This window comes from Sphingopyxis sp. YR583 (genome assembly GCF_900108295.1).
Lineage (GTDB): Bacteria > Pseudomonadota > Alphaproteobacteria > Sphingomonadales > Sphingomonadaceae > Sphingopyxis.
Genome location: NZ_FNWK01000001.1, coordinates 2553078 through 2566653 on the forward strand (window position 1 = coordinate 2553078; position 13576 = coordinate 2566653).

General features: G+C 66.2%; 14 protein-coding genes. 10 read left to right on the forward strand and 4 right to left on the reverse strand.

Going from position 1 to position 13576, the window contains the following annotated elements:
• Positions 1–58: 58 nt before the first annotated feature.
• The 8 genes from BLW56_RS11750 to phhA all read left to right on the forward strand — a co-directional run bounded on the left by BLW56_RS11750 (position 59) and on the right by phhA (position 8144).
• A complete protein-coding gene (locus tag BLW56_RS11750) occupies positions 59–1228 on the forward strand; it encodes a sterol desaturase family protein (protein WP_093510652.1) in 1170 nt (389 codons plus the stop codon).
• A gap of 63 nt (positions 1229–1291) precedes the next feature.
• The gene (locus tag BLW56_RS11755; RefSeq protein WP_143043441.1) at positions 1292–1696 is read left to right on the forward strand and encodes a DUF2946 family protein; all 405 of its coding nucleotides are present in this window, start codon (positions 1292–1294) and stop codon (positions 1694–1696) included.
• A gap of 69 nt (positions 1697–1765) precedes the next feature.
• Positions 1766–3790, forward strand: coding sequence for a TonB-dependent receptor family protein (locus BLW56_RS11760; RefSeq protein ID WP_093510654.1), 2025 nt, complete (start codon positions 1766–1768; stop codon positions 3788–3790).
• A 15-nt stretch (positions 3791–3805) separates the two neighbouring features.
• Positions 3806–5158 carry a PepSY-associated TM helix domain-containing protein gene (locus BLW56_RS11765; RefSeq protein ID WP_093510655.1) on the forward strand — a complete coding sequence of 451 codons (1353 nt, stop codon included), beginning with the start codon at positions 3806–3808 and terminating at the stop codon, positions 5156–5158.
• 7 nt (positions 5159–5165) lie between these two features.
• Complete coding sequence (gene modA / locus BLW56_RS11770; protein ID WP_093510941.1) at positions 5166–5930, forward strand: molybdate ABC transporter substrate-binding protein; 765 nt, start codon at positions 5166–5168, stop codon at positions 5928–5930.
• Entirely contained in the window at positions 5930–6625 is a 696-nt protein-coding gene (gene modB / locus BLW56_RS11775) for a molybdate ABC transporter permease subunit (protein WP_093510656.1), read from the forward strand. Before modA ends, modB begins: the two co-directional genes overlap by 1 nt.
• On the forward strand, positions 6615–7235 hold the full coding sequence (locus BLW56_RS11780) for a molybdenum ABC transporter ATP-binding protein (protein ID WP_093510942.1): 621 nt from the start codon (positions 6615–6617) through the stop codon (positions 7233–7235). The genes modB and BLW56_RS11780 overlap by 11 nt, the downstream gene beginning before the upstream one ends.
• Positions 7236–7274: 39 nt before the next feature.
• Complete coding sequence (gene phhA / locus BLW56_RS11785; protein ID WP_093510657.1) at positions 7275–8144, forward strand: phenylalanine 4-monooxygenase; 870 nt, start codon at positions 7275–7277, stop codon at positions 8142–8144.
• A gap of 2 nt (positions 8145–8146) precedes the next feature.
• Here the strand turns inward: phhA and BLW56_RS11790 are convergent, their stop codons facing one another.
• From BLW56_RS11790 to BLW56_RS11805, 4 genes are read right to left on the reverse strand one after another with little or no spacing between them, the layout of a single operon-like run.
• On the reverse strand, positions 8147–9118 hold the full coding sequence (locus BLW56_RS11790) for a 50S ribosomal protein L11 methyltransferase (RefSeq protein ID WP_093510658.1): 972 nt from the start codon (positions 9116–9118) through the stop codon (positions 8147–8149).
• 3 nt (positions 9119–9121) lie between these two features.
• Positions 9122–9814 (reverse strand): SDR family NAD(P)-dependent oxidoreductase, encoded by a 693-nt coding sequence (locus BLW56_RS11795; RefSeq protein ID WP_093510659.1) that lies wholly within the window; start codon positions 9812–9814, stop codon positions 9122–9124.
• 53 nt (positions 9815–9867) lie between these two features.
• Complete coding sequence (locus BLW56_RS11800; RefSeq protein WP_371262226.1) at positions 9868–11271, reverse strand: methyl-accepting chemotaxis protein; 1404 nt, start codon at positions 11269–11271, stop codon at positions 9868–9870.
• 52 nt (positions 11272–11323) lie between these two features.
• Positions 11324–11824, reverse strand: a complete 501-nt coding sequence (locus BLW56_RS11805) for an Lrp/AsnC family transcriptional regulator (RefSeq protein WP_177175924.1) — start codon at positions 11822–11824, stop codon at positions 11324–11326.
• Between the two features lie 158 nt (positions 11825–11982).
• Between BLW56_RS11805 and ald the strand changes: the two genes are divergently transcribed.
• Together ald and BLW56_RS11815 are read left to right on the forward strand one after the other, a co-directional pair.
• Positions 11983–13098: an alanine dehydrogenase gene (gene ald, locus BLW56_RS11810; RefSeq protein ID WP_093510660.1), complete on the forward strand. Its 1116-nt coding sequence runs from the start codon at positions 11983–11985 to the stop codon at positions 13096–13098.
• A 27-nt stretch (positions 13099–13125) separates the two neighbouring features.
• Positions 13126–13371, forward strand: coding sequence for a hypothetical protein (locus BLW56_RS11815; RefSeq protein ID WP_093510661.1), 246 nt, complete (start codon positions 13126–13128; stop codon positions 13369–13371).
• Positions 13372–13576 lie beyond the last annotated feature (205 nt).

Sequence of the window (13576 nt, forward strand, 5' to 3'; positions counted from 1 at the left end):
ATATAGAGCCGTGCGCGCCATCACGGACGGCGCGGCGGAAATGCTGTGAGGGGACTACATGGCAAAGCGTGATTATCTTCAGAATCTGATGCGCGATCTCGAATCGCATACCGAGGTGCGGCGGTTCGGCAGCGGATGGCTTTCGGGCTTTTTCGGGCTGCTCTTTGCAATCGCCGGCTTCTTCATGGTGATCGCGCTGCGCTTCCCCGACTGGTTCGCGACCCCCGAGCTCGAAATCCTCAAGGATTGGGGCGGCTTTCGCGGCGTCGTTCACGCCACGTTGCTCGTCAGCTACGGCCTCTCCTTGCTCAGCCTGCTGCTGCGCCCGCGCAAGGTGCTCGGCCTCACCGCGCTGATGATCGGGCTTGCCGCGATCCTTGTCGGTGGCTCGAACGTCCAGCCGCAGGAAACGCGCGACTGGGGCATTTTCTTCGGGCTCGACTTTTTCGTCGTGAACCTGCTGGTCACCGGCTTCATGTTCGCGCCCTTGGAGCGCGCCTTCCCGCACCGCCGGACGCAGCGCCTGTTCCGCACCGAATGGCGCGAGGATCTTTTCTATTATCTCGTCAGCACGATGTTCGTGCAGGTGCTGGGCTTCCTCGCGCTCGCACCCTCGACGATCATCAACGAGAATACGAGCAATTGGGAGGCGTTTCGCGCCACCGTCGCGTCGCTGCCGTGGATCGTGCAATTCCTGATCGTCGTCGTGGCATCGGATCTGGCGCAATATTTCTTCCACCGCACCTTCCACCGCTACCCCTTCCTCTGGGGCTTCCACGCGGTGCACCACAGCGCGAAATCGATGGACTGGCTCGCGGGATCGCGGATGCATTTCGTCGAAATCATCCTGCTCCGCTCGATCACCTCGCTGCCGCTGTTCACGCTCGGCTTCGCGCCGTCGGTGATGCAGGCCTATATCGGCTTCGTCTATGTGTGGTCGTCGCTGCTCCACGCCAATGTCGGCGGCAATTTCAACCGGCTCGGCCACTGGATCGCGACGCCGCGCTTCCACCACTGGCATCATGGGCTCGAGCGTGAGGCGTTCGACGTCAATTTCGCGATCCATTTCCCGTGGATCGACAAGCTCTTCGGCACCTTCCATCTGCCCAAGGACCGCTGGCCCGAAAATTACGGCATCCCCGAGGATGTGCCGCGCAGCTATTGGGGCCAGTTCCTCTATCCGTGGACGCGCACGGGCAAGAAGACCGACGAGACGCCGGCCGAATAATTTGGGGTAGTAGGGCAATCTGTCCGCTTGCCAGCATCGGGCGCGCGCCATAAGGCGTGCAGCGTGAGCCTGCTCGCTGTCTTTCGCCGTCCCGGCATCCTGCTGCTCGTGCCGCTGCTCCTCGCGCTCGCCGCGCGGGTGCTCGTCGCACCGGGCTGGATGATCGAGAGCGATGCCGGCGGCTCGATCACCGTTCGCATCTGTTCGGACCCCGCCAACCCCGGCGGCACGATGACCATCGAGTTTGAAAAGACTGGCGAAAAGGCCGGCAGCCACGATGCGGGCGAGGCGCAGCAGCATTGCCCTTGGGGCGCGCTCGCCAATGCGCCGATCGTGCCCGACGTGCCCATCCTCGCCGCCGCGCCGACCGCGGTTGAACCCGTCCCCGTCGCGGTCCGTTCGCTCGGCTTTGCGCCGGGCATTGCGTCGCCGCTGCCGCCGAGTACCGGACCACCCGCCTTCGCCTGATCCAGCCTGACCGGCTGCCCGCGCTCTCGCGCGGCGCGGCCCGTAACTGCATTCAGCGAAGGAATAAACATGAAAACCCGTATCCAAGGGGCGGCGCCGTTGCTGGCGCTCGCGACCTGTCTCGTCGCCGCGCCGGCTCATGCCGAGGACGCCGATTCCACCATCATCGTCACCGCACCCACCGCCACCGACGCCGCCGAAGCGCGCGCAGCGGAAACGCCCGGCGGTACCGACGTCGTGTCTTACAAGGATTATGCCGACAAATCGGTCGTCAGCCTGCGCGACACGCTCGCTTTCTCGCCCGGCGTCTATCTCCAGCCGCGCTACGGGCAGGAGGTGCGCATCTCGATCCGCGGCTCGGGCCTCTCGCGCGGCTTCCATATGCGCGGGCTCACGCTCCTTCAGGACGGGGTGCCGATCAACCTCGCCGACGACAATGGCGATTTCCAGGAGCTGGAACCGATCTTCTTCGACCATCTCGAGGTGTATCGCGGCGCCAATGCGCTGCGCTTCGGTGCGGGAACGCTCGGCGGTGCGGTCAATGGCGTGACCCCGACCGGGCGCACGGCGGAGGGCTTCTACCTGCGCGGCGACGTCGGTAGCTTCGACAGCTATCGCGGGCTGGTGTCGGCGGGTGTCGCGGGCGACCGGGTCGATGCGTGGGGCGCGATCAGCGCCGACACCTCGAACGGCGACCGCGACCATGTGCAGCGCCGCAGCTTTCGATTCCACGGCAATGTCGGGTTGAAGCTGAGCGATGTCGTATCGACGCGCTTCTATGCCAGCTATAACGACATCAAGCAGGAAATCCCCGGCGCGCTGACCTATAATCAGGCGCTGACCACCCCGCGCGCGGCGAGTGCGGCGGCGGTGGCGGGCGATCAGGCGCGCGACATCGTGTCGCTGCGGCTCCAGAACCGCACGTCGTTCGACTGGGGCGCGTTCAAGCTCGACGTCGGCGGCTTCGTCAACGCCAAGTCGCTCTATCACCCGATCTTTCAGGTGATCGATCAGGACTCGCTCGATCTCGGCGGTTTTTTCCGCGCCGACTATGCGAGCGGGCCGGTCGAGGTCACGCTGGGCGGCGAGTTGCGCCGCGGCAAGACGCGCGCGCGTCAGTTCGTCAATATCGCGGGGCGCACCGGCGCGCTGCTGTTCGACGCCGACCAGCGTGCGCGCACCGCGAATCTTTACGGCGAGGTGCGCGTGCGGCCGATCGAGCAGCTGACGCTGATCGCGGGCGGGGTCTATGCCGACGGCTATCGCAAGCGTGACGTCAAATTGTCGACTTCGCTCGACGGCGGGATCGACTTCAACGCCTTTTCGCCCAAATTCGGCCTGTTGTTCGAACCGAGCGAAACGGTGCAGTTCTTCGCCAACTACAGCCGCTCGGCGGAATTTCCGGGCTTCGGCGAAGTGTTCCAGAATATCGGCACCCCGCCGGTCAGCCAGGTCGTCTCGACGATCCGTCCGCAGCGCGCGTGGACGGCCGAGGTCGGGACGCGCGGCAAGACCGGGATCGTCAGCTGGGATCTTGCACTTTACCGCTCGACGCTGAAGGGCGAAATGCTCCAATTCACGACCAACGCCAGCATTCCGGCGGCGACGTTCAACGCCGACCGCACCTTGCATCAGGGAGTCGAGGCCGCGCTGGAAATCGCGCCGGCCGACTGGCTACGGTTGCGGCAGGTCTATACCTACAGCGACTTCCGATTCCGCCACGATGCGGAGTTCGGCGACAATCGCCTCCCCGTGGTGCCGCGTCACGTCTATCGCGCCGAGGCACGGATCGGAAGCGATGCGCTGCACATCGCGCCGAACGTCGAGTGGGTGCCCAACGGTCCGTTCGCCGATTATCGCAATCAGGTCCGCACGCCGGGCTATGCCTTGCTGGGTGTGACCGGCGGCGCCCGGATTGCCGAGGGGGTCGACGCCTTTGTCGATGTGCGCAATATCACCGGCAAGAAGGCGATCGGCGACATCAGCGCCGTGATCGCCGCCACGTCGCCGTCGAATACAACATCGGCGGCATCGGCAATCTATTATCCGGTCGAGCGCCGCGCGGTCTCCGCCGGTATCCGCGCGCGCTTCTAGAGGGGAGGAAAGGGGATGACCGACATCAACCGGATTCCGCTTTATCGCACGATCTGGCGCTGGCATTTCTATGCCGGGCTGTTCGTCATCCCCTTCATCCTGATCCTGTCGGCGACGGGCGCGGCCTATCTGTTCAAACCGCAGATCGACCGGTGGGAGGAGCGCGCATGGCGCGGTCTGCCGACTGCGGGCGCGGTCGATGCCGATGCGCAGGTCGCCGCCGCGCTCGCGGCCAATCCGGGTGCGAGCTTCCATTATTACCGCCTCCCCGAAGCACCCGGCGACGCGGCGGTGGTCCATATCGGCCTGCGAAGCGGCGGAATGCGCGATGTCGCCGTCTCGCCGCAGGGCCGCGTGATCGGTGCGGCCGACCCCGATCAGCGCATCTCCGCCTGGCTCTCGCGCATCCACGGCACGCTGCTGATCGGCCGCACCGGCCGCCTGCTCGTCGAGCTCGCCGCGAGCTGGGCGATCGTGATGATCCTGACCGGCCTCTACCTCTGGTGGCCAAGCGGACGCGGCGCGGCGGGCGTGCTCTGGCCGCGGTTCTCGCTCGGCGGCCGCGCGGCGCTGCGCGATCTGCACGCCGTCACCGGCTTCTGGGTCTCGGGCCTCGCGCTCGTCCTGCTTTTCACCGCGCTGCCATGGACCGAGGTCTGGGCGAGCGGCTTTCGCACCCTCCGCGCCGAAATGGGCTGGGTATCGGGAGTGCAGGACTGGAAGGGCGGTGCCAACCCGCACGCCGCGCACGATCATCATGCGATGGCAGCGGCGGCGCCCACCGGGCCACCGCCGCGCGCGCGTCTCGACTATATCCTGCTCCGCGCCCGCAGCGAACAGATGCCCGCGCCCGCGATCATCCAGCCGCCCGGCGCGCCCAACGCCTTCGGCCCGCCCAACGGCAATGTCTGGACGCTGACCACGCTGACCCAGAACCGGCCGCTGGTGCGCAAGGTCAGCTACGACCCCGAAACGAGCCTCGAAGTCGCGCGCAGCGGCTTTGCCGAGAAACACGCGATCGACCGCGCCGTCGGCTATGGCATCGCGTGGCACGAGGGGCAGCTCTTCGGCCTCGCCAACCAGCTGATCGGCGTCGCCACCGCGCTTGCGCTGTTCACGCTCGCGATTTCGGGTTTCCTGATGTGGCGGCGCCGCAAGCCCGAGGATGCGCTGGGCGCGCCGCCGGCCGCGCGTGACCCCGCGAAGCTCAAGGGCGTCGCGGCGCTGATCCTGATCCTCGCCGCGCTGCTGCCCTTGCTTGCCGCCTCGCTGATCCTGCTCTGGATCGCCGAGCGTCTCGTTCTCCCCCGCCTGCCGCGCGCCGCACGCTGGCTTGGCGTTGCGACGAAGGCACCGGCGCGCCTATAGGTTGCGCATGACCCGCATCATCCACCTGTTCGTCCTCCTCGCCGCGTTGCTCGTCTCGCCTGCGGCGTTCGCGCAGGAACGCGGCCCGGTGGTGCTGGCGGCGGCCAGCTTGCAGGAATCATTGACCGAGGCGGCAAATGCCTGGGCGGCCAAAGGGCATGCGAAGCCGGTGATCTCCTTCGCCGCATCGTCGGCGCTCGCGCGCCAGGTCATTGCGGGCGCGCCTGCGAACCTGTTCCTGTCGGCCGACGAGGAATGGATGGATGCCGTTGCCAAGGCCGGGCTGCTCCGCGCCGGTACGCGCACGACGCTGCTCGGCAACCGGCTCGTCCTGATCGCACCCGCGGCCAGCAAGGTGCGCCTGACCCCGTCGCGCGGTTTCCCGCTGGCAAAAGCGCTTGGCACCGGCCGGCTCGCGCTCGCCGATCCCGCCGCTGTCCCTGCGGGCAAATATGCGAAGACCGCGCTCACGCACCTCGGCGTCTGGACCGGCGTCGCAGCCAAGGTCGCCCCGGCAGAGAATGTCCGCGCCGCGATGGCGCTTGTCGAACGCGGCGCCGCACCGCTCGGCATCGTCTACGCGACCGATGCACGCGCTTCCAAAACGGTGCGTATCGTCGGAACGTTCCCCGCATCGAGCCATCCGCCAATCCGCTATCCGGTGGCGGTGCTGAAGGCGTCGCGGCACAAGGATACCGCTGGCTTTCGCGCGTTCCTGCTGTCGAAACAAGGACGCGCCATCTTCGTCCGCCACGGCTTCTCGGCTCCCTGATGCTGTCACCCGAGGAGTGGGGAATCGTCGCGCTGTCGCTGAAGGTCGGCGGCGTCGCGGTGCTGGGCACGCTTCCGGTGGCCTTCGCGCTCGCGTGGGTCCTCGCGCGTTATCGCTTCCCCGGCCGCGTCGTCCTCGACGCCATCATCCACCTGCCGCTCGTCCTGCCGCCGGTCGTCACCGGTTGGCTGCTGCTCATCGCCTTAGGGCCGCTCGGCCCCGTCGGACGCTGGCTTGAAAGCTGGTTCGGCGTGACCCTTATGTTCCGCTGGACCGGCGCCGCGCTGGCGGCCGCGATCATGGCGCTGCCGCTGATGGTGCGCGCGATGCGGCTGTCGATCGAGGGCATCGACCGGCGGCTCGAGGGCGCGGCCCGCACGCTGGGCGCAACGCCTTGGCACAGCTTCTGGACGATCAGCCTGCCGCTTGCGCTCCCCGGTGTGCTCGCGGCGCTCGTGCTTGGCTTCGCTCGGTCGATCGGCGAGTTCGGCGCGACGATTACCTTCGTGTCGAACATCCCGGGCGAGACGCGCACGCTGCCGCTCGCCATCTATTCGGCGCTGCAGGTGCCGGGCGGCGAGGCGATGGTGACGCGGCTCGCGCTCTTGTCCGTCGCTCTGTCGCTCGGCGCGCTAATCCTCTCCGAATGGCTCGTGCGTCGCACCCATGGCGAAAGGCAGCGGCATGGCGATTGATATCGACGTCGCCCGCCGTCTCGGTGACCGGACGATCGCGGCGCGCTTCACCGCCGGGCCGGGGCTCACTGCGCTGTTCGGTCCTTCGGGGGCGGGGAAGACGAGCATCCTCAACATGGTCGCCGGACTGCTCAAGCCCGACCGAGGCCATATCCGCATCGGCGCGCGAACCCTGTTCGACGGCACGATCGATCTGCCGCCGGAGGCGCGTCGCGTGGGCTATGTCTTTCAGGATGGCCGGTTGTTTCCGCACCGCCGCGTGCGCGCGAATCTGACTTATGGGCACGATCTCGCCGATTCCGCCAATCGCTGGTTGAGCCTCGACGAGGCGGTCCAATTTCTTGGTATCGCCCATCTGCTCGATCGCTGGCCGCACAGCCTGTCGGGCGGCGAGGCGCAGCGCGTCGCAATCGGTCGCGCCTTGCTTGCGGGCCCGGAAATCCTGCTGATGGACGAGCCGCTCTCGTCGCTCGACGCCGCGCGGCGCGGCGATATCATGGTGGTGATCGAGCGGATTCGCGATGAGCTCAAACTGCCGATCCTCTATGTCAGCCACGACCGTGCCGAGGTCGACCGGCTTGCAACATCGGTCGTGGCGCTCGGCGAATAAAGTTTCACTTGAAACCATTTTGATGATAGAAGCGTGCTTATGGAAAGCCAGTTTACCCACGTCCATGACACGCCGCCGCCGGGTGCCGCGGCCGATTGGACAATTTCGCAGAATTGGGACGCCTTCACCGCCGACGAACATGCGATGTGGGATCGCCTTTTCGCGCGCCAGTCGGATATGCTGCCCGGCCGTGCCGCCGACGCGTTCCTGCGCGGGATCGACGTGCTGCGCCTCGAAAAGCCGGGCATCCCCGATTATCGCGAACTCAACGCGCGGTTGATGGCCGCTACGGGGTGGCAGGTGATCGCCGTTCCGGGGCTCGTCCCCGACGATGTGTTTTTCGATCATCTGGCGAACCGCCGTTTTCCCGCGGGCAATTTCATCCGCACGCCCGAACAGCTCGACTATCTGCAAGAACCCGACGTCTTCCACGACGTCTTCGGCCATGTCCCGATGCTCGCCGACCCGGTGTTCGCGGACTATATGGTCGCGTACGGCGAGGGTGGCCTGCGAAGCCTGAAATTCGACGCGCTGAAGCAGCTTGCGCGCCTTTACTGGTATACGGTCGAATTCGGCCTGATCCGTGAAGCGGGCGGGCTGCGCATCTATGGCGCGGGGATCGTCTCCTCCTTCGCCGAAAGCGTCTTCGCGCTCGATTCGGACAGTCCGAACCGCATCGGCTTCGATCTTGGGCGGGTGATGCGCACCGACTACCGGATCGACGATTTCCAGCAGAATTATTTCGTCATCGACAGCCTCGACCAGCTGCTCGACACGACGGTGAACACCGATTTCGCGCCGCTCTACGCGAAAAACGCCGCGCTGCCGCCGATCCCGATCGCCGATTTCCTGCCGGAGGATGAAGTGATCACGCGCGGTACACAGGATTATGCGACGGCGAAAGCTTAAGCCTACCAGCTCCCGAAACTGGCGTCTGACGGGCTGGCGCGGTGGAACGCGCGTTCCTTGCGGCGCCAGCCATAGCGGCGGCGTTTGATCAGCAACAGGCACGGCCATTCGGCGCTGCCGCCGCGCGCGGCAAGGCGAAAACCCTGCGCGCGATAGGCGGCGAGCACCGGTTCCATTTGGCGTGCAATCAGGCCTGCAAGGATCGCATGCCCGCCGGGCGCAGTCGCGGCGGCAATATCGGGTGCCAGCGTGATCAGCGGCCCCGCCAATATGTTCGCGATGACGAGGTCATAAGGCGCGCGGTGGCGGATCGCCGGATGGTCGGTCCCCGGCGCAATCGCGAGCGCCAACCGCCCGCCCCCACGGCCGAGCGAGACGTTGTTGATCGCGGCATTGTCGCGTGTCACGAAGATGCTCGCGGGGTCGATATCCGACGCGATCGTCTTCGCGCGCGGCCACAGTGACATGGCGGCAAAGGCGAGCAGCCCGGTGCCGGTGCCGATGTCGGCGATGTTGCGCGGGCTTGCTCCTTGGCGCGCCAGCCGGTCGAGCATCGCCAGGCATCCCGCTGTCGTGTCGTGCCCGCCGGTTCCGAACGCCTGGCTCGCATCGATCAGGAATGATGTCGTGCCGGGGGGGACACGGTCGGCATGGCTTCTTGTATGGACGAAAAATCGTCCGGCCTGCACCGGTTCGAGCCCCTGCTGCGACAGCGTCACCCAATCTTCTTCGGGCAACTCCTCGACGAGCGGCTTCTTGCCTTTCGCGCTCGGCGCGAACGACTGGAGCAGTTTGAGCAGCGCCGCGCCGGGCCTGTCGTCCATATAGGCGTCGAGCTGCCACAGCCCCGCATCCTCGTCGATCTCGCGCGTCACCACGACCGGCGCTTCGGGCATCGCGTCGAGTTCGGGAATTTCGCCCGACAGGGCTTCGGCCTCGGCGCGCGTGCAGGGTAGGGAGACGATCCAGCTCATCGCTTAACGGACGTAGCTTGCGCCGTTGACGTCGAGCACAGCGCCGGTCATCGATGCGGGGGCGTCGAGTGCGCACCACCGCGCCATTTCGCCGACTTCGTCCGGCATGGCGACACGGCCGAGCGGGATGTCGGCGAGCAATTTGTCGCCGCCGCGGCTCGCCAGATAGTCCTCGGCCATGCCTGTCATCGTAAAGCCAGGACAGATGGCGAAAGCGAGGATTCCGTCCTTTGCATAGGCGCGCGCGATCGTCTTGGTCATCGCGACCATACCCGATTTCGACGCGGCATAGTGCCAGTGCGCGGGGCTGTCGCCGCGATAGGCGGCGCGGCTGGCGATATTGACGATGCGGCCAGGGATGCCGGCGTCCTGCCAGTGCAGCACTGCATGACGGCATAGCTGCGCGCTTGCGGTCAGATTGACCTGCATCGTGCGGCTCCAGTTCGCGAGCCAGTCGGCGTCATCGCTGTCGAGGGGGTTGGCCTCGAACACCCCGGCATTGTTCACGAGCACATCGATGCGTCCGTCCAGCCGGTCGAGGCTCGTCTGCCACAGCCGGTCGGGCACCGCGGGGTCGGACAGGTCGCCATCGCCGCTCGACAAGGCGACGACCTTGGTCGCGTCGGTGGTCAGCGCTTCGGCGATTGCGGCGCCAATGCCGCGGCTCGCGCCGGTAATCAGGATATGCGTCGTCATGCGCCCGCCTTAAGCAGCGGCGCGGGGCTTGCCAAGCGGGTGAGGCGGCTCTCTTACGCCACGCGGCGGCTGAATTCGCTCGCGGCCCGTTCGAGCTGCTGCAGGCGGCCGCCCATCTTGGCGAATTCGTCGCTCAGCACGCTGATCTCGTTCGCGACCATCCCCGAATCGTTGCGGATGCTCGCGATCGTCGACGACATGCTGTCGGCGGCAAGCGCGGTTTCGTCGACCGCAGCGGTAATCGATGTGACCGTCTGTGCCTGCGCGTCCATCGCGTCGCGAATGCGCTGCGCCGAATGCTGCACTTCGACGATCGTCTGCCGGATCGACTGGTTGGCCGAAACCGACCCGCGCGTCGCCTGCTGGATCGCGGTTATCTTGCCCGCGATATCGTCGGTCGCGCGTGCCGTTTCGTTGGCGAGGCTCTTTACCTCCTGCGCGACGACGGCAAAGCCGCGGCCCGATTCGCCCGCGCGCGCCGCTTCGATCGTGGCGTTGAGGGCAAGGAGGTTGGTCTGGCCCGCAATCTCGCGGATCAGGCCGAGGATGGATTCGATCGATTCGGCGTGGTGTGACAGCGTTTCGGACATGGCGACCGCTTCGCCCGCCTGCTCGGACGCACGCGTCGCGACGCTGGCCGAAGCCTCGACTTCGCTGCGTGCATCCTCGATCGCGCGGATCAGGCCGGCGGCGGTCGACGCCGCTTCGCGCATCGCCATCGCCGATTGTTCGGAGGCCGCGGCGACTTCGCTCGTCTTCGCGATCATGCCTTTCGCCGCCTGATCGGCAGAGGCTGCCTGCCGTGCGAGCTGATCGCGCACGCCGTCGGTGTCCTGCACCAGCGAGGCGATCGAGCGGTCGAAATCGCCAGCGAGCGCCTGTCGCTCGCTCGAAAACACCGCGCGATCCAGCTTGTTGGCATAGCGCTGCATGATATCGAATTCGAGCAGGGCGAGGCGGTTCACCGCGCTCGTCAGCCGCGCCAGCCGTTCGGCGTCGCCGAAGCAGGCCTCGACGACATATTCGATCGTCAGCCGCTGGCTTTCGGCGATGCACGACATCACCGAAGCAAGGGGGAGCTTCACGCGCCGCGCCATATGGGCGTTCTGGCACGCGATCGTCGCGACCTCCTGCCCGGCGGCATCGGCATATTTGGTGAAGGTGTGACGCGCGCTGCCGCGGATATAGGAATCGAGAAGCTCGCCCTCGACCTTGCGATCGACGCCGGGCAGCGCATTGAATGCGTCCCAATAGGCCCGTGCGACCGCATCCTCGCGTCCGGCGATGATCGCGTGGATCTCGGCGGCATTGGCGGCAAGGCCCCCGTCGAGATCATAATAGGGGAAGCGATCGGCCATCGGCACGGGATCGATCTGCTGCTTGTGAATCGGATTTTCCTTCACCATCGTCTTGGCTTCCCTGATCCATCCCAACTGGCGCGAGTCTGTCGCTCGCATGCATCGTGCGAAACTGGTGAACGGGATATGCGATGAAATGGTAAAGGCGACCTTAACCCGGCAGCGACGTCTTGCCCTCGGCGCCGGTCGAAGGGGAGGAAACAGGATAACCCTCGAACGCCTTGATCGTGCGCAACGCAAAGGCGCTATGCATCGCCGCGACGCCCGGCAGGCGCGACAGGCAATGGCGGTGCAGCCGGTCGAAATCGGCGACGTTGCGCGCTGCGACGCGCAGCCGGTAATCGGACGCCCCGGACAAAAGCTGGCATTCGAGAATCTCGTCGAAACTTTTCACGGCGCTCTCGAACGCGGTCAGCGCCTCCTCGCTCTGCGACGTCAGGCTGATATCGACGAACACGTCGAGCCCCAGGCCGATGCTCTCGGGATTCAGCCGCGCGGTATAGCCGGTGATGATCCCCGCAGCCTCCAGCGCCCGTATCCGCCTGTGGCATGCCGACGCCGACAGCCCGACCGCTTCGCCCAGCTCCGCCGCGGGCCGCGGGCCGCCGCGTTGAAGCAAGTCGAGCAACTTCACGTCGATCCGATCAATCATTGTGCGTCATCGATCCATTTCACGCCAAAATCGTGCAAACATGTCGCGAATATGCGTAGGATATGCAAGCACCTCGCGAGCCATTTCTGCTAAAAACGCCGACAAGTTTTCGGCGGCCGCAGTCGATCGACGACGACATCCAAAATCGGAGAGCGACCATGATCATCGGCACCCCCAAGGAAATCAAGAATCACGAATATCGCGTCGGCCTGACCCCCGAAAGCGCGCGCGAACTCGTCGTCCACGGCCACCGCGTCCTCGTTCAGACCGGCGCCGGCGAAGGCATCGGTGCGCACGACCGCTATTATGTCGAAGCGGGGGCCGAGATCGTCCAGACCGCCGAAGAGATTTTCGCGACCTGCGAGATGGTCGTGAAGGTCAAGGAACCCCAGCCGGTCGAGCGCGCGATGCTGCGCCCCGATCAGATCCTCTACACCTATCTCCACCTCGCGCCCGACCCCGACCAGACGCGCGACCTGATGGCATCGGGCGCGGTCTGCATCGCCTATGAAACCGTCACCAGCCCGCACGGCGGGTTGCCGCTGCTGAAGCCGATGAGCCAGGTCGCGGGCCGCATGTCGATTCAGGCCGGCGCGACCGCGCTCGAAAAGGCGCACGGCGGCCGCGGCGTGCTCCTCGGCGGCGTCCCCGGCGTCGCGCCGGGCAAGGTCTGCGTGATCGGCGGCGGCGTCGTCGGCTTCAACGCCGCGCAGATGGCCGCCGGCCTTGGCGCCGACGTCACCATCCTCGACCGCGATCCCGAAGTGCTCGAACGCGTCGGCACCTTCTTCGAAGCGCGCGCCAAGACGCGCTTCTCGAACCGCGCCAACCTCGCCGAGTGCGTCGCAGAGGCCGACCTTGTGATCGGCGCGGTGCTGATCCCGGGTGCCGAAGCGCCGAAGCTCGTCACGCGCGAGATGCTCGGCACGATGCGTCCGGGCTCGGTACTCGTCGACGTCGCGATCGATCAGGGCGGCTGCTTCGAGACGAGCCATGCGACGACCCACGCCGACCCGACCTATGTGGTCGACGGCATCGTCCATTATGCGGTCGCGAACATGCCGGGCGCGGTCGCGCGCACCAGCACCTATGCGCTCAACAACGTCACGCTGCCGCACGCGCTGCGTATCGCCGATCTCGGCTGGAAAGACGCTTTGAAACGCGACGTGCATCTTGCGCAGGGTTTGAACGTTTGGAATGGTAAGGTGACGTTCGAGGCCGTAGCCGAAGCGGTCGGAACCGATTATGTGCCTGTCGAACAGGCGCTCGCCTGACAAAAGACAAAAGGACATAGAGAGACGATGACCGACCCAGTGGCACCTCCCCCGCCGCCCCAAGACGGCGAACCGGAAGAAGAAAACGAAGTCCTGCGCGCGGCGCGCGAGCGCCAGCAGCAACGCGAAGCCGCCGAAGCGGCGCAGGCTGCGGATCAGGACGCGGGTAAGGGCAAGCGCGGCTGGAAAACCGCTGCTGCCGCGGGGCTCGGCATCGGCTCGGCGGCGGTGATCGCGGCGTTACTTTACGCGAACCGCGGCAAGATCAAGTGACGCATTTCCCCGCGCTGAAAGCGTAGGGCAAATCAATGCGTCATTCCGGGAATGACCGGACTCCAGAGGGCGGCCGTGTGCCGCCCTTTTTTGGAGACGCGTCTGCTTAGGGGTGGAGAACTGCCGTTCCCCCATCTGTCATCCCGGCGAAGGCCGGGATCTCGCCGGCGTGTAAATCCGAGAGGTTGAGATCCCGGCCTTCGCC

Bases quoted from the DNA above. Each gene is read 5' to 3' on its own strand.
- BLW56_RS11790 (WP_093510658.1), bottom strand. From the start codon at position 9,118: ATGAGCTGGATCGTCTCCCTACCCTGCACGCGCGCCGAGGCCGAAGCC.
- BLW56_RS11780 (WP_093510942.1), top strand. From the start codon at position 6,615: ATGGCGATTGATATCGACGTCGCCCGCCGTCTCGGTGACCGGACGATC.
- BLW56_RS11760 (WP_093510654.1), top strand. From the start codon at position 1,766: ATGAAAACCCGTATCCAAGGGGCGGCGCCGTTGCTGGCGCTCGCGACC.
- BLW56_RS11795 (WP_093510659.1), bottom strand. From the start codon at position 9,814: ATGACGACGCATATCCTGATTACCGGCGCGAGCCGCGGCATTGGCGCC.
- BLW56_RS11805 (WP_177175924.1), bottom strand. From the start codon at position 11,824: ATGATTGATCGGATCGACGTGAAGTTGCTCGACTTGCTTCAACGCGGC.
- BLW56_RS11815 (WP_093510661.1), top strand. From the start codon at position 13,126: ATGACCGACCCAGTGGCACCTCCCCCGCCGCCCCAAGACGGCGAACCG.
- modB (WP_093510656.1), top strand. From the start codon at position 5,930: ATGCTGTCACCCGAGGAGTGGGGAATCGTCGCGCTGTCGCTGAAGGTC.
- BLW56_RS11765 (WP_093510655.1), top strand. From the start codon at position 3,806: ATGACCGACATCAACCGGATTCCGCTTTATCGCACGATCTGGCGCTGG.
- BLW56_RS11750 (WP_093510652.1), top strand. From the start codon at position 59: ATGGCAAAGCGTGATTATCTTCAGAATCTGATGCGCGATCTCGAATCG.
- modA (WP_093510941.1), top strand. From the start codon at position 5,166: ATGACCCGCATCATCCACCTGTTCGTCCTCCTCGCCGCGTTGCTCGTC.
- phhA (WP_093510657.1), top strand. From the start codon at position 7,275: ATGGAAAGCCAGTTTACCCACGTCCATGACACGCCGCCGCCGGGTGCC.
- BLW56_RS11800 (WP_371262226.1), bottom strand. From the start codon at position 11,271: ATGCGAGCGACAGACTCGCGCCAGTTGGGATGGATCAGGGAAGCCAAG.
- ald (WP_093510660.1), top strand. From the start codon at position 11,983: ATGATCATCGGCACCCCCAAGGAAATCAAGAATCACGAATATCGCGTC.